This window comes from Bacillus sp. NPDC060175 (assembly GCF_042728695.1).
Lineage (GTDB): Bacteria > Bacillota > Bacilli > Bacillales > Bacillaceae_G > Bacillus_A.
In genome coordinates this window covers 14,457-38,730 of sequence record NZ_JBHWYR010000002.1, presented here as the reverse complement: position 1 = coordinate 38,730, position 24,274 = coordinate 14,457, and the positions used below count along the sequence as shown (strand labels likewise).

Genomic DNA, 24,274 nt, shown 5'->3' with positions numbered 1-24,274 from the left:
GTCTCATATTCAAGGGAAAGAAGATTACTAAGAAAGAGGGAGGATAAAACAAATGATTGATTTACATTGTCACATTTTACCTGGCATCGATGATGGTGCACAAACAGTAACAGATAGTCTGGCCATGGCACAAAAGGCTGTCCAAGAAGGAATACATACAATCGTCGCAACACCACACCATCAAAACGGGAAATATAAAAATGAACGTACTTCAATTATTCATCAAGTAAAACAACTAAATGATGAACTACAACAAAATGAAATTCCACTGAAAATTTTACCAGGGCAAGAGGTCAGGTTATATGGTGATTTATTAGAAGACTATGAAGCTAGTAAAATCGTTACCTTAAACGAAACGAATAAATACATATTAATTGAGTTTCCATCTAATCACGTACCTCGCTATGCAGAGCAACTATTATATGAATTACGTGTTAAAGGAATGATCCCAATTATCGTTCATCCAGAACGTAATGCCGAGTTAATCGAGCGGCCAGATAAGTTATATAATCTTGTAAGTAAAGGTGCATTAACACAAGTAACGGCAGGAAGTTTACTAGGAAAGTTCGGCAAAAAGATAAAAAAATTCTCACTACAACTCGTTGAACATAATTTAACGCATATGATCGCATCAGATGCACATAACACAACGTCAAGAGGATTTCATTTAGCAGAAAGCTACGAATTAATCGGCAAAGAATTCGGAATGAATGTTTTAAGCGATTTAAAAGAAAATCCGTATTTATTAATTAGCGGGAAAGCAATTTATAAAGAAGATCCAGAACAAATTCGTCGTAAAAAATTGTTCGGTATTTTTTAATTGAAGAGCTTTGGTGATGTCTCCTAACCGTTATCAATGGGGGCACTCGGTCGTGCTGTGGGTAGAAATTTTCATTTCTTGCCTACCTTAGACGCTTGTCGTCGGGAGTATGATGTGAGGTTGGGTTAGATGCCCATAATTTATTTATGATAGAAACTCTACCTATGGAGTTATAACTATGACTCTATAGGTAGGGTTTTTGTTATTGTTACATATAAATAAAAAGATATGGGGGACTAGGATTGAAAAAAGTAAGAAAAGCGATTATCCCAGCTGCGGGACTGGGAACAAGATTTTTACCGGCAACGAAAGCAATGCCGAAAGAAATGTTACCTATCGTCGATAAACCAACAATTCAATACATAGTAGAAGAAGCGATAGAATCAGGAATTGAAGATATTATTATTGTTACTGGAAAAGGAAAACGTGCAATTGAAGATCATTTTGATCACTCTTTCGAGCTAGAACAAAGCCTACTTGAAAAAGGAAAGCATGAAGTTCTTGAAAAAGTACAAGCTTCTTCAAGAATTAATATTCATTACATAAGACAAAAAGAGCCAAAAGGTTTAGGACATGCCGTATGGTGCGCACGTAAATTTATTGGAAATGAGCCATTTGCAGTATTACTTGGTGATGATATTGTACAAGCTGAAACACCTTGTTTACGCCAATTAATGGATCAATATGAAGGGACACAATCGTCTGTTATTGGTGTACAAACAGTGCCAGAAAATGAGACGCATCGTTACGGTATTATTGATCCAGCTGAACAAAATGACCGTCGTTATCAAGTGCGTCAATTTGTAGAGAAACCAGCTCAAGGAACGGCACCATCTAATTTAGCAATTATGGGTCGTTACGTATTGACACCAGAAATCTTTATGTTTCTTGAGAATCAACAAACAGGTGCGGGTGGAGAGATTCAATTGACAGATGCGATTCAACGATTAAATGAAATTCAACGTGTATTCGCATATGATTTTGAAGGTGTTCGTTATGATGTTGGGGAGAAGTTTGGGTTTATTAAGACGACAATTGAAATGGCACTGCAACATAAAGAATTAAAAGAACAACTCATGGAATATATGGATGAACTAGTACATAAAGAAGTAATCAAATAATTGTAAGGGAGAGGGAATATGAAGACTGGTGAAAATATAGCGAGGGAGTATCGAATTACATCTGATACTCAAACTATTCAAGTAGAAAGTAATCAATCTAAAATCTATTTAGGAATTAAGTATTTATTAGATGTTATGTTTTCTTTAGTAGGATTAATTGTATTGATGCCTGTTGTATTCATATTTAGTATACTTATTGTTTTAGAATCTCCAGGGTCTCCTTTTTACCTGCAAGAAAGATTAGGATTGAATGGGAAGAGATTTAAAGTTATTAAATTACGCTCCATGCGGAATGATGCAGAAAAGAATGGGGCAAAATGGGCAGAAAAGAATGATTCACGTGTTACAAAAATAGGATTATTTATTCGTAAAACAAGAATTGATGAACTACCGCAATTATTTAATATTTTAAAAGGTGATATGTCTCTTGTAGGACCAAGACCAGAAAGACCGATATTTACGGAGAAATTTGAAAGAGATATACCTGGATTTAAGAAAAGATTAGAAGTCAAACCAGGGTTGACTGGGTGGGCACAAGTAAATGGTGGTTATGAAATTACGCCGAAAGAAAAATTAAACTTAGATGTTTATTATATCAATCATGCAAGTATAATTTTAGATTTTAAAATTATTATTAAAACAGTTAGGGTTGTAATCACTGGTGATGGCGCTAGATGATATAATAAATTCTCTAAGTGCTTAAATTTAGATTGAGTATAATAAATAAAAAGAGTAAAGATTTGAGGAATAGAATTTGTTGAAAAATGATTTTGTTAAAAATGCTATGAAGTTATTAACAGGTACTACAATTGCTCATGCTATTACATTTTTATTTTCACCAATTATTACAAGGGTGTATAGCCCAAGCGAATTTGGATTATATACTTTATTTCTGACAATAGGAACATCGTTAGGTCTTTTTGCTACAATGAGATATGAAATGGCTATTTTACTACCTAAAGATGAAAAAGAAGCTGATAGCTTAAAAAAACTATGCATATTCTCCAGTTTAATAATATCTATTATAATATTATTCGCTACCCTAATTTATAATAGTATTTCTAATGAAGGAAATACGTTATTTTTAGGTGTGTTTATATTTGTTTTATTTACGGGTTTATATCAAACGTATTATTACTTAAGCAACAGAAGTAATGATTATAAAGGAATGGGTAATTCACGTATAATACAGACGGTACTATTTTCTGTTTTATCAATAGCTTTTTATAAAATAGGTGGTCCCGGATTAGTTATTGCACATATATTGTCAGTCATAGCATCTTATATATACCTAAAGAGTCGAAGAAGTAATAGCTTTTTTGAAATCAATTTTCAGTTAAAAGGTTCCAGAAATATAATAAAAGTTGCAAAAAAATATAAAGATATGCCATTATACAATTCTATTCATGCTTTTATGGATGTAATCATGAATAATGGTTTATTATTTTTAATCAGTATTTTTTATGGAAGTGCCGTTTTAGGATTATATTCATTTGCATGGAAGGTATTGAGGGCACCACTTGCAGTTATTGGATCTGCTGTTGGACAAGTCTATTTGAATAGAGCTTCTCAATATTATAATGATAAACAAGCTATTAAACCCTTAATGAATAAAATTATATTTAGATTGTTATTAGTTGCGCTTCCTTTATTTCTTATTTTGGGACTTGAGGGAGATATAATCTTTAGTTTTGTTTTTGGGCAAAGTTGGAAAGAAGCTGGAAGCTATGTTCAAATACTATCACCGTGGTTATTTTTTAATTTTATGAGTTCACCTATTGTACAGACATTTGTTGTCTTAAATAAGCAGAGGAACGCTTTAGTTTATTCATTTATTCAAACGGTCATGACGATATCAACTGTAATAGCCATTCCTTTTTTCAGTAAAGATATATATACATTATTACCATGGTTATCACTTATTGGTTCATTAAGCTGTATTGTGTTTATAATTTGGATATATAAAATTGTTTCTGAATATGAGAAGAAAATAATAAGTGAGTAAATTTTTATAAGGATACTAAGTCGTATCCTATGCTGGAGGTAAAAGTGATTGGAAAATATTATTTCTTCTACCGAAGTAGAGAAAGTATCAAATAAAATACTATCAGTATTACTGGGTATGTTTGTTATTTGTTCTATTTTAAATAATAGTGGTATACCGGCTTTAAATAAACTAGGCTTCCTTGGTTTATTGTCTATTTTTGGTATGGGAGCGTTTTTTTTATTATCTTTACTATCAATTAATTTTAGAGTAGGACCGAGAAAAATATATATATATGTTGTGTTTATTGCTTTTACTACCTCTTCATTCTTTAGCTTGTTAGATCATCCGAGTAGTAAAGGTGTGTATATATTTAGTGAACTGTTGTTAATTAACATACTTTTTATTTCTCTAACGATTTATAATTTAGCTGAAAATATAATAAAATATATGTCAATATTAGGAATATCGTATGTGATTATTTGTTATATATTAGATGTTGCTACTAATGGAAGAATGAGCAATATATTATATACAAACCCTAACACTTTGGGGGCGACAGTATTCTATTTGTATATATTTTTTGTATTTAGAGTCAATTATTTTAAAACGAAGCGAATAGGTAATTTATATTTTCTTTGTGTATCTTTTCTTTCAATATTATTAATTTTTTATAGCCAAGCTAGATCCATTTGGATTAGTCTTGCGGTCTTTTTTGTAACTTACTATATATGGGATTTCCTTTGCAAAAGAAAAATTTTAACACACATATATATATGTGTTATTTTAGCCTTTTGTATGTTATTTAGCTTCTGGTACCCTAGGTTACCAGAATATAGCTTCGCATTAGAATGGAATAGTAAGTTATTAGAGTTAACGGGGAAATCATTATTCTCTGGGCGACAGCTTCTTTGGAAAGATCTATTGAATTCAGCAATGGAAAATCCATTATTAGGATATAGCTTTGATATGAGATTTAATGGTGGTATGTCAGCACATAATATGTATCTAGAAATTATATTACAGTCAGGAATATTAGGAGTAGGACTTTTGTTAATCTTATTTTATTGTCTTTGGTTGTACCTATGTCGTTATGGCCATTATGCTAATGCTAGAATTTCAGGAGCAGCTTTAATTGCTATAATAATACATCAATTATTTGAAGTGACGTTAATTCAAAATAATTTAGCTATTGGTATAATGCAATGGATAATTATTTCCTTAGGATTTAGTGGAGGTTTAATTCGAAAAAAATACCTCGAAGGAGTAAAGTAATGAAAAAAATATGCTATTTAGCCCCTGCATCAAATATTCATACTGTTCGATGGGTAAATGCATTAGTTGAAAATCAATTTGATGTTACTCTAGTTACTATGCATGAACCTGATATGGATAAGATAGATTCTAATGTCAAGATAGAAGTGCTACCTTTTAAAAAGGGATATGGTTATTATTTAAATGCATGGGCTTTAAAATCTGTATTAAGAAAATATAGTCCAGATTTCTTACATGTACATTATGCAAGCGGTTATGGAACTTTAGCTCGATTAGCTAAATTTGAACCGACAATACTTTCTGTTTGGGGAAGTGATGTGTATTTATTTCCTAATAAAGGGGAAGTAAATAGACGAATATTAAAGAAAAATTTGAGCCATGCAAAATATATTACTTCAACAAGTCATGATATGAAAAAAGAGACGGAAAAATACTTAGATTATAATAAAGAAATATACATCACACCATTTGGTATTGATACCCAATTATTTAGGGTGAATGATAATAAGAATAGTACTAGTAATGAAAATAATCAGCTTCGTATAGGAATTGCAAAAAAGCTAGAGAAGGTATACGGGATTGATTATTTAATACAGGCAGTAAGTGAACTAAAAAAGAAATTAAAGATCCAGGGATATAATAATATGGCCGATAATTTAAAATTAATTATTATTGGTGAAGGAAGCCAGAGAAATGAATTAAATTCATTAGTCAAGGAACTTGAGTTAGAAAATCAAGTAGAGTTTATAGGGAATATTCCAAATGTAGAAATCCCTAATTATTTGAATAAATTAGATATCTTTTGTATCCCTAGTTTATCAGAAAGCTTTGGGGTTGCAGCTTTAGAAGCTTCAGCTTGTGCGATTCCAGTTGTTGCTTCAAATGTAGGAGGATTACCAGAAGTCGTATTACATGGGGAAACAGGGTATCTAGTCGATGCAGGAAATTCAAAAGAGCTATCTGAGAGATTATTTGAACTAGCATTAAACTCAGAATTAAGAAAAAAGTTTGGAGAAAAAGGTAGGGACCTTGTAAATTCCAAGTACAGTTGGAAAGAAAGTGTAAGAATTATGCTTGAGGTTTATAATAATATAGAGAAGTAAGTGAGATGTGAAAGCATTTCGATTTATAGCGTACAGTAATGAAATTTTTAAGTTGTATTCAAGTTGACCTTTTATTTAAATATGAGAAATGTATGCTGTCTAAAAACTATCTTCAAAATAGTTTTTATTTAGATGTAGTTTTACCTAAGCTACTAATGTTTAAGCATTAGTAGCTCTTATTATGATTTTTAAAGGAGTATTGTGAAGAGATGGATATTAATTCAAATTCTAATGTATCAGACATTAAACCGTTTATTTCAATTGTTACCCCATCTTATAACGCAAGTTCGTTTATTAAAGAAACGATTCAATCAGTTCAATCTCAAACTTACAAAAATTGGGAAATGATTATTGTAGATGATGTTTCAAAAGATAATACTCGTGAATTAATAAAAGAAGAAATTAAAAAAGATAACCGTATTCGATTAATTGAATTGAAAGAAAATAGTGGAGCGGCAATAGCGAGAAACACTGGCATTAATAATGCAAAAGGAAAGTATGTAGCTTTCCTAGATAGTGATGATTTATGGCTACCAGAAAAATTAGAAAAGCAAGTGGCTTTTATGCAGAATAATGATATAGCTTTTTCATTTACAAGTTATCAAATTATGAATCAAGATGGTACTCTCACTGATAAGGTTGTGCATGTGCCAGAGAAAATTAATTATAATGGATTATTAAAAAACACAATAATTGGCTGTTTAACGGTTATGTTGGATATTGAGAAGTTAGGGAAAGTACAAATGCCTAACATTAGAACACGTCAGGATACTGCAACATGGCTGAAAATATTAAGACAAGGCCATGTTGCCTATGGTTTAGATGAAGTTTTATCTAAGTATAGAAAAGTTGAAAACTCTATTTCTAGTAAAAAATTCAAAATGGCTAAAATGAATTGGAAGTTATATAGAGAAATTGAAGGATTGAGTATTTTGAAATCTGCTTGGTGTTTTGGAAATTATGCGTTAAACGGAGTTGTAAAGCACTTTGTTAAATAAGTTTTAAAAAGTCTTTTTCTCAAAAAGGCTTTTTTTATTGTTAATAACTAAGGAGGATATAAAATGAATATTGCTATTTTTGGTACAGGTTATGTAGGACTAGTAACAGGAGTGTGTTTATCAGATATTGGGCATCGTGTAACATGCATTGATATCGATGAAAATAAAGTCGCGAAAATGAAAGCAGGTATTTCACCGATATATGAACCTGGTTTAGATGAATTGATGAGTAAAAATATTAAAGAAAAAAGACTTTTATTTACAACTGATTGCTGTTCAGGAATTGCTGAAGTTGATGTTATTTATATTGCGGTAGGTACACCACAACAACAGGATGGTTCAGCTAACCTACAATACATAGAGCAAGTTGCATTAGATATTGCCCATAATCTTACAAAGGATGCAATTGTAGTAGTAAAAAGTACAGTTCCAGTCGGAACAAATGACCATGTTAAAAATCTAATTCAACAAAATTTAAAAGCAGATGTAAAAATTAACATGGTATCCAATCCAGAGTTTTTACGAGAAGGATCAGCTATTCACGATAGTTTTTATGGAGACCGCATAGTTATTGGAACTGATGATGCAAAAACTGCAGATATTATGGAAGAGGTAAATAAACCCTTTAATGTACCAGTTTTTAAAACAGCAATCAGAAGTTCTGAAATGATTAAATACGCAGCAAATGCATTTTTAGCTACTAAGATCAGTTTTATTAATGAAATTGCTAATATTTGTGAAAAATTAGATGCTGATGTTGAACAAGTTGCTAATGGTATGGGGCTAGATAAGAGAATTGGTACACAATTTCTGAAAGCAGGAATTGGTTATGGAGGATCGTGTTTCCCAAAAGATACTCATGCTTTGATACAAATTGCTGGTAATGTAGAACATGAATTTGAATTATTAAAATCTGTTATTACAGTTAACAATAATCAACAGGCTTCTCTTGTAGAAAAAGTAAAAGGAGTACTAGGTAATATAAATGGAAAACGTATTGCCATGCTTGGATTAGCATTTAAACCAAATACAGATGACATGAGGGAAGCTGCATCTATTGTTATTGCAAATGATTTGGTGAAATTAGGTGCACATGTTATAGCATATGATCCAATTGCAACTGAAAATGCAAAAAAAATATTACCTAATGAGGTAGAGTATGTATCTTCTGTGGAAGAGGCTGTTACAAATGCAGATGTGACGCTTATTGTAACTGAATGGGATGATATAAAAATATTCCCAATTGAAAAATATATTGAGTTAATGAAAGAACCTATTATATTTGATGGACGTAATTGTCATGGTTTGGAATATATTCAGAAATTTGATGTAGACTACTATTCAGTAGGAAGACCGGCAGTAGTTCGTGAGAATGTCCTTATATAATCTATTATTTAACGTATAAAAAATTCTACGCTTATAACAACGTTATATTAATTTAAAAATAGGGGGATTATAATCATGGCAATACTTGTAACAGGTGGAGCAGGATATATTGGTAGTCATACATGCGTAGAATTACTAAAAAACGGTTACGAAATTATAGTAGTAGATAATTTTTCGAATAGCTCAGTAGAGTCTATAAATCGAGTAAAAGATATAACAGGAAAACAGTTTAAGCTTTATAAAGAAGATGTTTTAAATCGCGAAGCACTTGATACGATTTTTGAAAAAAATACAATTGAAGCTGTTATTCATTTTGCAGGCTTTAAGGCTGTAGGGGAATCAGTAGCAATTCCGTTAACGTATTATCATAACAACATTACAAGCACATTAGTGCTATGTGAAGTGATGCAGAAGCATAATGTGAAGAAGATGATCTTCAGTTCATCTGCAACAGTGTATGGTATCCCAGAAACATCACCAATTACGGAGGAGTTTCCATTAAGTGCAACAAATCCATATGGTCAAACGAAATTAATGATTGAACAAATTATGCGTGATGTAGCATTTGCGGATGCAGAATGGAGTATCGCATTACTTCGTTATTTCAACCCATTTGGTGCGCATAAAAGTGGGCGTATTGGAGAAGATCCAAATGGAATTCCAAATAACTTAATGCCATATGTAACACAAGTAGCAGTAGGTAAGTTAAAAGAATTAAGTGTATTTGGAATTGACTATCCAACAAAAGATGGCACGGGTGTCCGTGATTATATTCATGTTGTAGACTTAGCGAATGGCCATGTAAAGGCGCTTGAAAAGGTAATTGGCACTACTGGGATAGATGCATACAATCTCGGTACAGGTACTGGCTATAGTGTGTTGGAAATGGTTGAAGCATTTGAAAAGGTTTCGGGCAAGGAAGTTCCTTATAAAATTACAGAGCGTCGCCCTGGTGATGTTGCAGTATGTTTTGCAGATGCATCAAAAGCGAAGCGTGAATTAGGATGGGAAGCAAAACTCGGATTAGAAGAGATGTGTGCAGACTCTTGGAGATGGCAATCTGAAAATAAGAATGGATATCAGTAAATCATTAACTAGAAAATTTGTGTTTAGTATTCTTTTTTGAAGGATACTAAAGGAAGTTTTATCAAATTATTAATTATAATTTGTCTTGGAAATCTAATTACATGTATAATAGATTTGATATTTTGTCCTCATAATAATTTGATAGTAGTGCCTAAAGAAAGAAGGTTAAGAATATGAAAAAGAAAATCCTATTATGGATACTAGGGATTATAGGAGTAATGATTATAGGTGGTGGAGTATATGCCTATAATGTATATTCAAAGGTCTCAAAAACATTAGATGAAGTTCATAAACCGCTAAAACGTGATCAAGGAAATAAACAAGAAGAAAAAATTAATAAATCTGAGCCTGTTTCAATCCTATTACTAGGAGCCGATGAGCGTGGTGAAGATAAAGGACGTTCAGATTCTTTAATGGTCATCACATTAAATCCTAAAAATAATTCAATGAAAACAGTAAGTATCCCTCGTGATACATATACAGAAATCGTTGGAAAAGGGAAAAGTGATAAAATCAACCACGCGTATGCTTTTGGTGGCGTAGACATGTCTGTAGCGACTGTAGAAAAATTCTTAAATGTTCCTATTAATTACTATATTGAAGTGAATATGGAAGGATTTAAAGATATCGTAGATGCAGTTGGCGGTGTCGATGTTAATAATGATTTAGAGTTCTCTCTTGAAGGGAAGCACTTCCAAAAAGGTAATATTCATTTAACGGGTGACCAAGCTCTAGCATTCACACGCATGCGTAAAGAAGACCCACGAGGCGACTTCGGTCGTCAAATGCGCCAACGCCAAGTAATGCAGGCTGTTATTAAGAAAGGCGCAAGCTTCTCTTCTTTATCAAGTTATGGTGATGTACTTACAGCAATTCAAAAGAATGTGAAAACCAACTTAACGCAAGATCAAATGTTTGATATGCAAAAGAATTATAAAAATTGTCTGCAGAACAGTGAGGAAATTCAAATCCCGGGTGACGGTCACAAAGCCGCTGACGGTATTTGGTACTACTATGTTCCGGATGCAGCAAAACAAGATTTAACGAATAAGTTAAGAGCGCATCTTGAAGTAACTAAGTAATATATAATAACCCAACTCCTTTGGAAGGAGTTGGGTTTATTTTTGCGTAGGTTTATATTAGTATTATATATTGTGAGATTAATAGATGAGGTGAATCGATGAATAAGAAAGCAGTACTTGTCCTTGTTATTTTTGTATTGTTTGTCGCTTCAGTTGTGAGCGGTAAACTATATTGGAATAAGAAGATTGCGAATGCGACAGGGCAAATAAGTGAAGTAACGAAAACGAAGGCTGAAGTGAAAGATAGCGGAGCGAAGAAAGAAGAGAAAAAAGAAGAGAAAAAGCAAGATGAAAAGGCATCTTTTAATGAAGCATACGCGAAGAACTTGCCAGATGCAGTGAAAGAGAAGTTAAAGAAAGCTACTCAGGATAAAAAGGCAGTAAATCTTGTTATTGTTGGTGATGAAGCTTCTTCATCTGAAAAAGATGCTTGGGTAGCTAAGTTCACTGCTAATTTAGAGGCTTCTTACGGTAAAGGTTTATGGAATGTGACGGTAAAGGAATATAAGGGTGAAAGTACAGAGGAATTAATCACGAATAAACGTGATAAAGAGATTGCGAAAGACAATCCGGATGTAATTTTATTTGAACCACCATTTATTACTGATAACGGAAAAACTGGTAATGGAAATTCTGTAGCGAGTACACAGAAGTTTGTGCAAGCACTTTCTACTAGTGCAAAGGGTGCTACGATTATGATTCAACCATCAAATCCAGTGTATGGTGCGAAGAATTATCCAAAAGCGATTGAAGCATTAAAACAATTTGCGACGCAAAATAATTATACATATATTGATCATTGGGGAGCATGGCCTGATGCAACAACGAAAGCAATTTTACCGTACTTACAAACAGAGTTCGGTTTCCCAAGTGCTAAGGGACATGAAGTTTGGGCACAATATGTAACGGATTATTTTGTAGCTAAATAATAAATGAGAGAGGGTACTGTCGTTCAACATATGTTCGACAATACCCTCTCTTTTTTTGTATGATTTTTGCTATACTAAACTGTACTATAATAACAAGGTGAAAGGAGGAGAATGATGAAAATACTTGTAGTAGATGATGAATCGAGTATTCGTAATTTGATACGGATGCAGTTAGAGATGGAAGGGTATGAAGTATTGACGGCGGCTGATGGGAGAGAAGCTTTAGAGAGATGGAATGAGCAGCCGGATGTACTTATTTTAGATGTGATGCTTCCTGATACGGATGGGTATGAGTTATTACGTTTATTCCGGGAGAAGGATCGTGATATTCCGGTGCTTATGTTGACAGCGAAGAGTCAGATGAATGATAAGTTACTTGGTCTTCAGCTTGGAGCTGATGATTATGTGACGAAGCCTTTTAATTATGCGGAGCTTATTCTTCGGGTGAAGAATATGAGCCGGCGTGTGAAGAAGGAGGAGGCAACTGTAAGTCATGAAGTAATTCGCGCAGGTGAGTTAGTGATTTGTCCTAAGGAACGAAAGGTTCATGTGAGTGGACAGGAGATTCAGTTAACGTACCGAGAGTTTAATTTATGTCAGTTGTTTGTTTCGAATCCGCAGCGTGTATTCATGAGGGATGAGTTACTCGAGAAAGTGTGGGGTTTTGAGTATATAGGGAATACGAGAGCAGTTGATATTATGGTGCAGAGGCTTCGAAAGAAACTTGGTTCGAACGGGGAGTATATTAAGACAATTTATGGCGTTGGCTATAAGATAGATTGTTAAGTGGTGATGATATGTCTTTAAAACGAAATATGGTGTTTGGAATAGTTGGGTTGTTGATTCCAATTCTTGTTCTTTTGTATGCGGTTGTTTATATTGCACTGGAGAAGAATGTGTATCATAATGCGGCAGATTCCTTAGAAAAGTTAAGTGTGGAAGCGCAAATTTATACGATGAATTATTTAGAGAAGGAAGCAGAAGTGGAGACGCTAGGTCCTAATTCGCTTTTAATTGCTTCGTATTTAGCGAAGCGAATGGATGTCCGGGTGCAGATGATTGGGAAGAATGGAGATGTTGTTGCAGATACACAAAAGGGAGCGTTACTTCATCGGAATATTGACATTGAGAGTTCTCTGAAGGGAAAGAAATCTTATGTTTTCGAGGAGGGAGACCCAGCTCCAATTCTTTTGTTTTCAAGTCCGGTTTATTATGGAAACGATGTCATTGGTAGTATTCGTTTTATAAATGAGTTAACGGATGAGAAGGAAGTTTTAACAAATGTGAGTTGGACATTTTTAATGACGTCTCTTTGTTTAGTAGCTGCTGGTATTTTCTTTGCGATTCGTTTGGCGAAGTCTCTCCATAAACCAATTGATCAGTTAAGGCAAATGGCGCATCGGCTTGCGAATGGAGATTATGAAAGTAAGATTGAGCTGAATGAGTATGTGGAAATTGCGCAGCTTTCAGCGTCCTTTAATGCGATGGCTGATGGGATTGAGCTGCATATTAAGCAGCTCAAGGAAGAGAAAGAGAAACAGAAAGATTTCTTGGACCGCATTACGCATGAGCTGAAAACACCGCTAACAGCAATTATCGGTTATGTAGATTTAATTCCGAAGTTACAGTCGAAGGAAGATGTGCAGGAGAGTCTCCGTTATGTGTCTGTAGAAAGTGAGCGTCTATTATCACTTGTAGAGGAATTACTTAAATCTTCGAAGTACGGGACGAGTACGTTTGAAGTGTCACCTACAGTCGTGAATATAAAAGAATTGGTAGAAGAAGCGGTTTCGATTGTGAAACTCAGGTTGCAGCAGTTTGAAATTGAAGTGATGAATGAGTTAACGGAAGTACATGTTGTTGCGGATTTTGATAAGACGAAGCAAATTTTCTTGAATGTGCTTGATAATGCGATTAAATATAGTGATGCTACGCGAGTTCGTATGAATGTAATTATAAATGAGAAGGAAGCAAAGGTTTTTGTTCATGATGACGGTATTGGTATGGATGAATGTGTGCTTGCAGAATGGAATGAGTCTCCGGAAGGTAAGGTGCTTCCTTCAAGTTACGGGAATGGCTATGGCTTATACATTTGTCAGGAGATTATGAAGAAGCAAGGCGGAAGTATGCGAATTGAGAGTAGTGAAGAAATGGGAACTACAATATGTATTACATTTTTACTTCCAAGACGGATGGAAGACATAAAAAACTTGAAAGCGGTTAAATGATACATTTATGAAACAATTATGCGGTATTTTCGAAACAACGTTTTTTTATCTTGGAGGTAGGCAGAAATGAAAAGGCTATCATTTCAAATTCTTATGTTTGTCTTTTGTATGATCGTTTCTCTTATTTTGTTTTATGTTATTGAGAAGCAAATATACAACCGAATTACAATTGTGGATGACAAACAAGCCGTTTTACAAAGAGTGAATGAATCCCTTCCTACTGAAGTGAAAGTAAGGCATGAGAAGTGGGGAGAAATTGTTGTAACGGATGAAGTTCGGTTGCATACGATTGTTTCATTCTTTGACCGAATTCGAATAGAGCCGAGAGAAGCTAAGAATCAAGAACAAGTATTTACTGGAGAAGTAACGTACTTGAATGGACATAAGCGTACTTTTGCAGTAGGTGACTTGTTCCAGTATGAGGCTAATGTATACGGAAAGAATGGTACGGATCCGATGATCTCAGCATTTCAAACGTATTTGTTAAGTCTGTATTATACACCAGAGCGCATTAGTAATTTCTTTGCGGAGGCAAAGGAAGTTGTAGTGAGGCAAGGGGATGTAATACGTACTATAGATCTTACGCACATATTTGATTCTATTCGATACGCAAAGCAAATTACAGATTACGGAGAAATTCAGAAATTATTACAATCACAGAATGAACCGATTGCTTATATTACCGCTTATAAAACAGGTAAGCGTATAAAGAATGAGCGTGAAGATATTCTTACGATTTCTGTGTATCCATCGTACTTTGTTGTGCAATATCTCGGTGATAATAACGGGAATGTCATGTATATGAAGGGCTCTCTAGCAGAATTCCTTGTAAAGGAGAGTGTGTCATGAGAAAGATAGCCTTTTTCTTCTTTTTGCTAATAATCGGAGGAGCGATGTCTAGTTGCTCTCGAGATACAACCTCTATTAAATATAATAAAAGTGGTCTCCCTATTTTGAATGATCGTCATCTTGTTGCATATGTAGCAGCTCGCGAGGAAGTTGGTGAGGCTTTGCTTTCATCATTTTGTAAACAGCGAGGATGTACGTATGAATTTATTCGTCTTTCGACAGAAGAACTTCTTCGGAGAGTGGAAGAGGAAGCTGGAAATCCGAAGGCGGATATTATTATTGGTGGTACAGTAGATGCGCATCAAATGATGAAGCAAAAGAACCTTTCTATTCCTGTTACGAGCCAGCATGCAAATCGTATTTCAAAGACTGTTAAAGATAAAGATGGTTATTGGTACGGTTATGAAGTGGAGAAGCTGGCAATCGCAATTAATAAAGAGCGGTGGAATGAAGAAATAGCACCGCTTGGTCTACCATATCCATCCAAGTGGCAAGATTTATTAGATCCGTTATATACGGGTAAGATTGCAATGCCTGATCCAAATGTTTCCGGCACAGCATATACGCTGTTTCAATCACTCATTGATACTTTAGGTGAAGAAGAGGCAAAAGCGTATGTAAAAAATCTTGCGGGGCAAGTTGGTGAAGTAACGGTGAATGGTTATATGCCAGTGGAACTTGTGGCGAGCGGTGAATATATGATAGGCATCAATTTTGCGGGAGATCAGAGAATGCTTCAAAAACAAGGCTTTCCTATTTTAAGTAACGAACCTGAGCAAACAGGGTTGTCTGTTAATGCGATTTCGAAACTAAAGCGTGCACCGAGTGGTTTTATTGCGGACTTATTTATTGATTATTGTTTATCAGAAGAAGCGGGGCACATTTTAGAAAAAGTTTCGTTTGGCGTACCAACGATGTTCGCGAAGAATGAGAAAGAAATAGAAGGACAGCCAGTTAGAAGGACGAACAAAAATATATCAAATAGTGGAATAATCGAGATATGGAATAGACAGCGTCTCTCTCAAAAGTGAGAAAAGGAGACGAGAGTATATGTTTAAATGGCTTAAGCCAGCACCTGCAATTGAGAGATTACCAGCGGATATGATCGCTAAAGTATATACATTACTGCGTATTCGTGTACTAATTGGAATTTCAGTTGGGTATGCTGCTTATTATTTAGTGCGCAGTAACTTTACGTTATCAAGTACGTATTTAGTACAAGAATATGGTTTTAGTACAGCTGAAATTGGATTACTAGGTTCAGTAATGGCAATTGTTTATGGATTTAGTAAGTTCTTTATGGGGAATTTATCAGATAAAGCTTTCGCCCAGCGCTTTATCGCAGTCGGTTTATTCTTATCAGGGCTTGTGAATATTTGTTTCGGTTTTGCATCTTCATTTGGGATGATTGTTACATTACTTGTTCTAAATGGTATTGTACAAGGTATGGGAGCACCACCTTGTAGTATCGTTATGACGAAATGGTTCTCGAAGAAAGAACGTGGTACGAAAACAGGTATTTGGAATATTTCACATAACGTTGGTGGAATGCTAGTGCCGCCCCTTGTCGGGATTGGTGTAGGTATTTTCGGTGAAAATAATTGGCAGGGCGGAGTATTTATTTTCCCAGCGATTATCGCAATGGTAATTGCAGTTCTTGTTTGGATTAATGCGAAGGATACACCAGAATCGGAAGGTCTTCCTCCAATTGATGAGTATCGTAATGACTATGAAAATCTTGAAAAAGCAGATAATGCTAATAAGATGTCACCAAAAGAAATTTTAATGAAATATGTAGTGACAAATAAGTTCGTTTGGTATTTATGTATTGCGAATGCATTTGTTTACTTAATTCGTTTCGGTGTTATTAACTGGGTTCCGCTTTATTTAACAACAGTTAAAGGTTTTTCAAAAACAGAAGCGCATGCTGCATACGCGATTTTTGAAGGGATGGCAATTCCAAGTTCATTAATCGTTGGCCTTTTAAGTGATAAGTTATTTAAAGGAAAACGTATGCCATTATGTATTATGAGTATGGCCGGAGTTGTTGTTGGTACGGTTGTATATTGGCAAGCATCTAGCGTACTTGTTGTAAGTATTGCAGTTTCTATTATCGGTTGTTTAATTTACGTACCACAGTTCTTAATCGGTTTAAGTGCGATGGAATTAGTACCGAAATTTGCAGTAGGTACAACAGTTGGTATGTGTGGTCTGTTCGGTTATGTAGGCGGAAGTCTTGTAGCAAACGCAGCAATTGGTGTTATTGTTGATCGTTCTGGCTGGGATGGCTGCTTCATCTTACTATTAGCAGGCGGTATTTTATCAACAGTATTCTTATTTATCGTTCAACGTGGACATGAGAGAAAAGGTCCTAAAGTGGCGTAATAGTTTATTCAGAAAAGCGATCCAATCATTATTTTGGATCGCTTTTTTTATATAAGGTAACCTTTCCTTAAAACTATCTTAAAAGATAGAATGTCATATTTCTAATCATTGGTATTTTTGTTACAATATAAATGATTGTGTAAAACTTTGTAAAATGAGTGTAACAATGTAAGTGGAACTCTTGTTTTCAGAAAGTTTTATATAGTTAAATATCTATTAAACTATAAGATATAAAAGGAGAGAGACTATGTTACCAAATACGGTTCGTACTCCAAACAAGAAGAAGAAATGGATTATCATCGGAGTTATTGCACTAATTGTTATTGTTGCAGCAGTTAATATTTTTGTTATGCAAGGTAAGAAGAAAGGTACGGCGAAGACAGATGCTGTAAGTTTTGAGAAAGTGACAGAGCGTAAGCTTAATAATACGAAATTAATTTCTGGTCAAGTGAAGCCAGGAAATATTGAAAGCTTCTATGCGGATCCGACTAAAGGAAAAGTGAAAGATATTGCAGTGAAAGAAGGACAAGAAGTAGAAAAAGGAACGAAATTATTCTCTTATGATAATGAAGAAATTAATCTTCAAATGAAGCAAGCTGATCTTGATCAGAAGATGGCTGATATGCGTTATGATCAAGGGAAAAAGAAGATTGATTCATTGAAGAAAGAGATTAAGAAGGTAAAAGATAGTGGGGCTGGTAAAGAAGTAACAGACCCAATGGAAGAGCAAGTAAGCGAGTTAGAAATGGCACAAAAGACAACTGACCTGGAGAAAGAAAAAGGGAAGTTGCAAAAAGAAGAGTTAAATAAAAAACAGAAAGAACTTACGATTTATAGTAATTTCACTGGTGTTGTACAAAAGTTAGACAAAGATGCAGCACAAAGTTCATCTCAAGCGTTAGGTGGTCAAGGGAAAGCATTCTTGCAAGTTGCTTCTAAAGATCCGTTCCAAGTTCAAGGGACTTTAACAGAGCTTCAAAAGTCACAAATTCAAAAAGATCAAACGTTCACTGTAACTGCGAAAGCAAATAATAAGAAGAAGTGGACAGGTAAGATTACGGAAGTAAGTGAATTCCCAACGAGTGCAGAGATGGCTCAAGCTGCTGGTGAGGGAACTCAAAATATGTCTCAGTATACATATAAAGCAAGTCTTGATAGCCAAGATGGTTTATCTCCAGGTTATCACGTTTCGCTGCAAGTAAGCTTAGAGAACAAAACGATGATTGCTGTTCCAACTAAGAGCATTGTAGAAAAAGGCGAAGATGCATTTGTTTATATCGAAGAGAAAGGAAAGCTTCGTAAACAAAATGTGAAAAAAGGTGCTACTGATGGAGACTGGACAGAGATTGTAGAAGGCACAACAGTGGGGCAAAAGGTGGTTAAAAATCCTTCCGACAACGTGTATGACGGAATGGAAGTGAAAGAGAAATGATTACGTTAAATAATATTTCTAAAACGTATTATCAAGGTAAATTGGCAGTGCCGATTTTACATGGTATTAGTTTAACAATTCAAAGCGGTGAGTTCGTTTCTATTATGGGACCGTCTGGTTCTGGTAAATCAACGCTTATGAATATTATCGGTTGTTTGGATCGTCCAACAGAAGGTGAATATATGTTGAATGATGTGAATATCTTAACAGCAGACGAGTCAAAGCTTGCTTTAATTCGTAATGAATATATCGGCTTTGTGTTCCAGCATTTTAATTTACTACCGCGTCTTTCCGCAGTGGAAAACGTTGAACTTCCGCTCATCTACGGTGGGGTGAAGAAAGCAGAGCGTCGTCAAAGAGCTCTTGAAGCGCTTGGGAAAGTTGGATTAGCAGATAGAGTACACCATTTACCTAGTGAGTTATCGGGTGGACAGAAGCAGCGTGTCGCGATTGCAAGGTCGATTGCGAATAACCCAACGTTTATTATGGCCGATGAGCCGACAGGTGCGCTCGATACGAAGTCTGGTGCACAAGTTATGGATATTTTCACGAAGCTCAATGCAGAAGGTACGACGATTGTTATGGTTACACATGAAGAGGAAGTAGCAGCGTATTCATCTCGTCGTATTGTACTGCGAGATGGGAAAATTACAGAAGATAGAAGGTGTGCAGTATGAGCTTACTAGATAGCATGAAAATTGCCTTATCTTCTATTCTAGCTCATAAACTGCGTTCTGCTCTTACGATGCTCGGTATTATTATCGGTGTTGGTTCTATTATTACTGTCGTTGCGATTGGGCAAGGCGGGGAAGCGATGCTGAAGTCGAAATTCGCAGGTTCTGGTGGTAATAACCTTATGCCAATTCAATTTAAACCAGATATTAATGATGAGTTTGCTATGGGTGGATATCAAATACCGAAGTTAACTGAAGAGGATATTTTGGAAGTAAAACAAGTGAAAGATGTTTCACACGTTATTACGACAAACCAGAATTCAGAGGTACTTGATGTAAATGATAAAAAAGCAAATCTGAATGTTATTGGTCTTGATAATGAATATTTTGCAGTTAATAAAGTAAAGGTCGTAAAGGGACGTACTTTAAATGAATCAGATATTTCTCATGCAAATAACGTTGTGATGATTAGTACAAAAACAGAAGAGACGTTATTTAAGGACGTAAACCCAGTTGGACAAATTATTGAGATGAAGGGGCAGCCAATGCAAATTATTGGTGTGTATAAATCTGATAATGAGTTTATGGGCTTTGAAATGGAGGAAGCGTTAATCCCCCTTACGTTATGGCCTGTTTTATACGGAACAGATGATATTCAAAATATCGCAATTCAAGCTAAAAATGTAGACGATTTAGAAGTAGCTGGGAAAAAAGCTATCGATGTATTAAATAGTCGTAAGCCAAGTGAAATTCCAGGTAAATATGAACTGGTGAATTTAAAAGAATTCCAAGAAAATGTTTCTAAAGTAACTGGTATTATGACGATGATCATCGGCGGTATCGCTGGTATTTCACTAGTCGTTGGTGGTATTGGCGTTATGAACATTATGCTCGTATCGGTAACAGAGCGTACGCGCGAAATTGGGGTACGCAAAGCGCTTGGGGCAACGCGTAGTAAAATTTTATTACAATTTTTAATTGAAGCGGTTATGTTAACGCTTCTAGGTGGTTTAATCGGAATTGGTCTTGGGTATGGCGGGGCATATATCGTTTCCACATTTGCGAAGTGGCCACCACTCGTTTCATGGGAAGTTGTCGTTGGAGGCGTATTGTTCTCGATGACACTAGGTATTATTTTCGGATTAATTCCAGCAAATAAAGCTGCGAAATTAGATCCAATTGAAGCACTGCGTTATGAGTAGATTATTAGTGTAGTAGAGAGCTTCTCTACTACACATTACCGTTCTAGTGGGCGGTTCGTAGCCTCTTGCATGAGGATGTGAACCGCCCGTTAGAACGGGTTATATAAATAGAAGGAGGCGTTATAATGGAAGCGAATTTGAATACGCAAAAAGTTGGTGGAGAGAAGCCGTCATTATTTGGAATGATTACATCTCCAGGTCTGCAGTTTGAGAGAATGAAAACGAGTAATGCTGTATGGGGTGCGTTTTGGATACTTGTTTTATTAGGAGCAGTTATTGGTGGACTTGCTGCTTATGTAGGCTCCTTAACCCCAGAAGCCATTAAGCTTAATAAGGAGTTAGGTTTTGACGTTCCACCTGCAGTGACGTTTGGTATGGGATTTGGAATTGGTGCTTTAGGTATGGGGATAAGTTTCTTCATTAGTGCAGCGGTGTATAAAGTATTAATGATGTTTATGAGCAATGATACTTCTTATAAGAAATTATTAACAATTAGCGTATATTCAAGCATTATTTCATTACTTGGCGTATTGTTGAATACGGTTTTAGCGTTTGTTTTAGGTGGATCAGGACAAGAAATGTATACTGGATTAGGTCCTATCTTTGCTTCAAGTAGCGGGGTTGTAAAAGGTATTGCAAGCAAATTTGAAGTATTTACAATTTGGGGATTTGTTATAACGTGGTTAGGTCTTCAAATTACGGCAAGTTTAAGTAAAAAGCAGGCAACAACTATTACTATCGTCTTCTTTGTCTTAACTCTTGGACTGGGTGCGTTACAAGGTATGTTCCAATAATAAAATAAAAAAGGTGACTCTTCCTAGAGTCACCTTTTTTATTTTTACTCCTATTTCAAATACCCCAAGCAGAATTTCAAATACTGCCTAGTGTAATTTCAAATTCCGGCAGTATTATTTGAAATTACCCACAATGAAATTTCCTTTCTCATTTTATATTGTAGAGGTACCGCGGAATACTAAAGAGGTATACCTTTTAGAAACGGGCACTGTGTGAAGCCAGCGACTTTTGCAGATACGGTTGTTTTGTATGAAGGTATGATTGTAAATCAAATAAAGAGGTTAAATATTTACCAAGATTATGAAGAGTATTATCAATGTGGTTTAATTGGTCTTTGGCATGCTTATGAAAGGTATGAGGAGGAGAAAGGTAGTTTTCCTGCTTATGCGGTTGTAACGGTACGTGGTTATATATTGGAAAGGTTGAAGAAAGAATGCGTAGTGCAAGAGAGGTATGTATGCACGGATGAGTATGAGGAACGATTTGAGTGTGAAGATACGGGAACGAGAGCGAAGGACTTTATGAGTGTGTTAGATGAGAGGGAGAGGCACATCATTTCAGAGCGGTTTTTCACAGGGAAAAATATGGGGGAGATAGCGTCTGAAATGGGGATGACGTACTATCAAGTGAGATGGGTATATCGACAAGCACTTGAGAAAATGAGAGATAGTGTAAGGGGATAAGAATAATAAGTAGAATGGAAGGCAAAGGAAATATTGCGTTCCATTCTATTTACATTAAGGCAGTAAATGTGGCAAGGGGTTTTTTAAGTGTAGTGAATCTTTTATGTTCATTCGGGATAATATATGTCCAGCTTTCAAAAATTGTTGCTGTAACTTATGAGAACCTATTTGTATTGTTATGGTAGTTCCGTTAAAAAAATGAATGTTTGCTTTGTTAGTTTTTTTGGCAAACTCTATCTCCTCTATATGGTTATAGAACAACCAAATGCAGTTTGGAGAAGAAGGAGATTCTGTAGGGAAAACACAAATATATTCTCTATGATTAATCGGAATTGGAACATTTTGTTTGAGCTTAAAGTTTATTTGGACTGCATGACGTCTACCTTGATAAGTAGAATGAACATGTGTTAGACAAGATTTCTTTATGAGTTGGATAGCTGTTTGGCAAGAGTGCAGGGGGGTTCCGCTACTGTCGATCATTTTTGTCCGGTAATAAGGGTGTTTGCAAGGTTCAAGCATCATTGTAGAACTAGAAATAAAAATATCATTTTCATTATTCATGATTCTAAAATCCTCCCTTATAAAAATTGTTATTCTGAATATAATTATATACGAATTATGTAAAATTATTATTAATCTTTTGTTTCGTATTGTAAATTTTTACGGTTCGTTTACAATCAATAGATGATAGTCTTTCTAATTTGCATCGCTTGTACATATATATGAAAATAGAAAAGAGTAGGCGGTGATATAGCATGAAGAAAAAGTATATTATTATGGCTCTAGCTGTTGTTCTCTTAGTTTATTTAGCAAACAGTAATCCGGGTAAGGGAGAATATACGGATTGGGCAGCAAAACAATTTATGAAGCGTAATGATGTGAGTAAGAAGTTAGAAGAGGTTGAGAAAGAAAACAAAGAGGGTATACTTGGCGACTTAGCATCGGCGGGAAAAAAATTGGCAAATAAGTATGTTGAACCACAAGTTGGATTATTAATTGAGCATTATACAAAGCGAAATGATTATATTTTCTTCTCAACATATACGACAGAGTTTGATTTAGGCGGAGAGAATTATAAGTATGTTTGTGTTGGTTTTTCAAACATCTTTATTCCAATCGAAATGCCGAAGAAAAAAGACGAATCTGCAAAATAATGCAGATTCGTCTTTTTGATTTACGGAGTGATCTGAACTTCAGATACGTTTTTTTCTATGAGGCGAGCCCCTTTTTTACGAGTATTTTCACCAATTGATGAAAATACAGATGAAGAAAGAATGGTATCCATTACTTGATTTACGACTAGTTCATTTACTGGTGTAATGGGATTATCGATAGAAAAAACAACTGTTTTTCCATCTTCTTTCACGAAAATCATTTCGAGTACTTGCATGCTTTATTCCCTCCTTTTTAATTATAGATTAGAAAGATCTGACGTGCTTACAAGTTGTACAGCGTGAAGTGATGATTGTTGTAGTGAAGCAAGAGCACGTGCTACTTCATGTACTTTTCCTAAATCTGCGTTTGTTTTCACACGTTTGAATTGCTTGTTCTTAAAAACTGTTTTACCGTTTTTGTCTAATCCCCCGTTTAATACAAGGCGTAAAGTTAAATCCATTACGATTGTTTCAACTGCCATGTTTATCACCCCCTTTCACTTTATAAATAGGTGGTAAATGTCATGTTTTGGCGTGAAATTTTTTCTTTTTTTTGGTACTCTTAAAAGAATAAGAGAGGAGTTTCGGGAGAATGAATCGTAAATGGTTATTTTGGATTCCTGTATTACTATGGATGGGGATTATTTTCTATTCTTCAGCACAGCCATATAAAAAACAGGATATGCGCTCGGATATTGAGCAATATATAAATGTTGAATTTGTGAAAGAGCATTTTTCATGGGTATCTATCGATTATGGCGGAGGTACGCCTGTTAGTATTGCAAATAAAGGTGTAGGTGGATTTGTTGAGTTTTTCCTTCGTAAAGGTGCTCATTTTATGGTATTCTTTATGCTCGGTTCATTGACGTATTATGCTTTTCATCGATCGGGTTATTCGAGAAAAAGGTGTTTTGCATACGCCCTCCTTTTCGTTGCGGGGTATGCAACATTTGATGAAATTCATCAATGGTTTACGGGAGACCGTACACCGATGTGGCAAGATTCATTGCTTGATACGTGCGGCGGGTTAACAGGAATTATAATAAGCAATTGGTTTTGGCATAGAAAAAGGAGCTAATCTCAGTTAG

The 24,274-nt window shown here is 35.1% G+C and carries 26 protein-coding genes; 23 read left to right on the top strand and 3 right to left on the bottom strand.

Annotated features, from left to right (window positions below):
* Positions 1 to 52 precede the first annotated feature (52 nt).
* The 21 genes from ACFWDE_RS01430 to ACFWDE_RS01330 all read left to right on the top strand — a co-directional run bounded on the left by ACFWDE_RS01430 (position 53) and on the right by ACFWDE_RS01330 (position 22,032).
* Positions 53 to 820: a tyrosine-protein phosphatase gene (locus ACFWDE_RS01430; protein ID WP_377889553.1), complete on the top strand. Its 768-nt coding sequence runs from the start codon at positions 53 to 55 to the stop codon at positions 818 to 820.
* A gap of 242 nt (positions 821 to 1,062) precedes the next feature.
* Complete coding sequence (gene bpsC / locus ACFWDE_RS01425; protein ID WP_377889551.1) at positions 1,063 to 1,941, top strand: UTP--glucose-1-phosphate uridylyltransferase BpsC; 879 nt, start codon at positions 1,063 to 1,065, stop codon at positions 1,939 to 1,941.
* A gap of 18 nt (positions 1,942 to 1,959) precedes the next feature.
* A complete protein-coding gene (locus tag ACFWDE_RS01420) occupies positions 1,960 to 2,619 on the top strand; it encodes a sugar transferase (protein ID WP_377889548.1) in 660 nt (219 codons plus the stop codon).
* Between the two features lie 76 nt (positions 2,620 to 2,695).
* Positions 2,696 to 3,946 (top strand): lipopolysaccharide biosynthesis protein, encoded by a 1,251-nt coding sequence (locus tag ACFWDE_RS01415; protein WP_377889546.1) that lies wholly within the window; start codon positions 2,696 to 2,698, stop codon positions 3,944 to 3,946.
* A 48-nt stretch (positions 3,947 to 3,994) separates the two neighbouring features.
* Positions 3,995 to 5,200 carry an O-antigen ligase family protein gene (locus ACFWDE_RS01410; RefSeq protein WP_377889544.1) on the top strand — a complete coding sequence of 402 codons (1,206 nt, stop codon included), beginning with the start codon at positions 3,995 to 3,997 and terminating at the stop codon, positions 5,198 to 5,200.
* A complete protein-coding gene (locus ACFWDE_RS01405; protein WP_377889542.1) occupies positions 5,200 to 6,303 on the top strand; it encodes a glycosyltransferase in 1,104 nt (367 codons plus the stop codon). The genes ACFWDE_RS01410 and ACFWDE_RS01405 overlap by 1 nt, the downstream gene beginning before the upstream one ends.
* A gap of 209 nt (positions 6,304 to 6,512) precedes the next feature.
* A complete protein-coding gene (locus tag ACFWDE_RS01400) occupies positions 6,513 to 7,301 on the top strand; it encodes a glycosyltransferase family 2 protein (protein ID WP_377889540.1) in 789 nt (262 codons plus the stop codon).
* Positions 7,302 to 7,364: 63 nt separating this feature from the next.
* Positions 7,365 to 8,687: a UDP-glucose dehydrogenase family protein gene (locus ACFWDE_RS01395; protein ID WP_377889538.1), complete on the top strand. Its 1,323-nt coding sequence runs from the start codon at positions 7,365 to 7,367 to the stop codon at positions 8,685 to 8,687.
* 75 nt (positions 8,688 to 8,762) lie between these two features.
* Complete coding sequence (galE, locus tag ACFWDE_RS01390) at positions 8,763 to 9,773, top strand: UDP-glucose 4-epimerase GalE (protein WP_377889536.1); 1,011 nt, start codon at positions 8,763 to 8,765, stop codon at positions 9,771 to 9,773.
* Between the two features lie 173 nt (positions 9,774 to 9,946).
* Positions 9,947 to 10,855 carry a polyisoprenyl-teichoic acid--peptidoglycan teichoic acid transferase TagU gene (gene tagU / locus ACFWDE_RS01385; RefSeq protein ID WP_483861739.1) on the top strand — a complete coding sequence of 303 codons (909 nt, stop codon included), beginning with the start codon at positions 9,947 to 9,949 and terminating at the stop codon, positions 10,853 to 10,855.
* A 98-nt stretch (positions 10,856 to 10,953) separates the two neighbouring features.
* A complete protein-coding gene (locus ACFWDE_RS01380) occupies positions 10,954 to 11,784 on the top strand; it encodes an SGNH/GDSL hydrolase family protein (protein WP_377889534.1) in 831 nt (276 codons plus the stop codon).
* Between the two features lie 114 nt (positions 11,785 to 11,898).
* Positions 11,899 to 12,570: a response regulator transcription factor gene (locus ACFWDE_RS01375; RefSeq protein WP_002198808.1), complete on the top strand. Its 672-nt coding sequence runs from the start codon at positions 11,899 to 11,901 to the stop codon at positions 12,568 to 12,570.
* 11 nt (positions 12,571 to 12,581) lie between these two features.
* Positions 12,582 to 14,012, top strand: a complete 1,431-nt coding sequence (locus tag ACFWDE_RS01370) for a HAMP domain-containing sensor histidine kinase (protein WP_377889532.1) — start codon at positions 12,582 to 12,584, stop codon at positions 14,010 to 14,012.
* Positions 14,013 to 14,078: 66 nt separating this feature from the next.
* Entirely contained in the window at positions 14,079 to 14,861 is a 783-nt protein-coding gene (locus tag ACFWDE_RS01365) for a DUF3919 family protein (RefSeq protein WP_377889530.1), read from the top strand.
* Positions 14,858 to 15,892, top strand: coding sequence for an ABC transporter substrate-binding protein (locus tag ACFWDE_RS01360; RefSeq protein WP_377889528.1), 1,035 nt, complete (start codon positions 14,858 to 14,860; stop codon positions 15,890 to 15,892). The genes ACFWDE_RS01365 and ACFWDE_RS01360 overlap by 4 nt, the downstream gene beginning before the upstream one ends.
* 19 nt (positions 15,893 to 15,911) lie before the next feature.
* Positions 15,912 to 17,246, top strand: coding sequence for an MFS transporter (gene pgtP, locus ACFWDE_RS01355; protein WP_002112963.1), 1,335 nt, complete (start codon positions 15,912 to 15,914; stop codon positions 17,244 to 17,246).
* A 247-nt stretch (positions 17,247 to 17,493) separates the two neighbouring features.
* Positions 17,494 to 18,678 carry an efflux RND transporter periplasmic adaptor subunit gene (locus ACFWDE_RS01350; protein ID WP_016093602.1) on the top strand — a complete coding sequence of 395 codons (1,185 nt, stop codon included), beginning with the start codon at positions 17,494 to 17,496 and terminating at the stop codon, positions 18,676 to 18,678.
* Complete coding sequence (locus ACFWDE_RS01345; protein ID WP_377889525.1) at positions 18,675 to 19,355, top strand: ABC transporter ATP-binding protein; 681 nt, start codon at positions 18,675 to 18,677, stop codon at positions 19,353 to 19,355. The genes ACFWDE_RS01350 and ACFWDE_RS01345 overlap by 4 nt, the downstream gene beginning before the upstream one ends.
* The gene (locus ACFWDE_RS01340) at positions 19,352 to 20,554 is read left to right on the top strand and encodes an ABC transporter permease (protein WP_377889523.1); all 1,203 of its coding nucleotides are present in this window, start codon (positions 19,352 to 19,354) and stop codon (positions 20,552 to 20,554) included. Before ACFWDE_RS01345 ends, ACFWDE_RS01340 begins: the two co-directional genes overlap by 4 nt.
* A 125-nt stretch (positions 20,555 to 20,679) precedes the next feature.
* Entirely contained in the window at positions 20,680 to 21,348 is a 669-nt protein-coding gene (yknW, locus tag ACFWDE_RS01335; RefSeq protein ID WP_199660452.1) for a YknW family membrane protein, read from the top strand.
* Between the two features lie 213 nt (positions 21,349 to 21,561).
* Positions 21,562 to 22,032, top strand: a complete 471-nt coding sequence (locus tag ACFWDE_RS01330) for a sigma-70 family RNA polymerase sigma factor (RefSeq protein ID WP_377889521.1) — start codon at positions 21,562 to 21,564, stop codon at positions 22,030 to 22,032.
* Between the two features lie 54 nt (positions 22,033 to 22,086).
* Here the strand turns inward: ACFWDE_RS01330 and ACFWDE_RS01325 are convergent, their stop codons facing one another.
* Complete coding sequence (locus ACFWDE_RS01325; protein ID WP_377889519.1) at positions 22,087 to 22,593, bottom strand: competence protein ComK; 507 nt, start codon at positions 22,591 to 22,593, stop codon at positions 22,087 to 22,089.
* Between the two features lie 194 nt (positions 22,594 to 22,787).
* On the opposite strand from ACFWDE_RS01325, the gene ACFWDE_RS01320 reads away from it, so the two are divergent.
* Complete coding sequence (locus ACFWDE_RS01320; protein ID WP_002034805.1) at positions 22,788 to 23,186, top strand: DUF4359 domain-containing protein; 399 nt, start codon at positions 22,788 to 22,790, stop codon at positions 23,184 to 23,186.
* A 20-nt stretch (positions 23,187 to 23,206) separates the two neighbouring features.
* Here ACFWDE_RS01320 and ACFWDE_RS01315 read toward each other — a convergent pair whose 3' ends face one another.
* Positions 23,207 to 23,422, bottom strand: a complete 216-nt coding sequence (locus ACFWDE_RS01315; protein ID WP_002144802.1) for a DUF2922 domain-containing protein — start codon at positions 23,420 to 23,422, stop codon at positions 23,207 to 23,209.
* Between the two features lie 21 nt (positions 23,423 to 23,443).
* Positions 23,444 to 23,668, bottom strand: a complete 225-nt coding sequence (locus tag ACFWDE_RS01310) for a DUF1659 domain-containing protein (protein WP_002016256.1) — start codon at positions 23,666 to 23,668, stop codon at positions 23,444 to 23,446.
* A 110-nt stretch (positions 23,669 to 23,778) separates the two neighbouring features.
* On the opposite strand from ACFWDE_RS01310, the gene ACFWDE_RS01305 reads away from it, so the two are divergent.
* Positions 23,779 to 24,264, top strand: a complete 486-nt coding sequence (locus ACFWDE_RS01305) for a VanZ family protein (protein ID WP_002068432.1) — start codon at positions 23,779 to 23,781, stop codon at positions 24,262 to 24,264.
* The last annotated feature ends 10 nt before the right edge of the window (positions 24,265 to 24,274 follow it).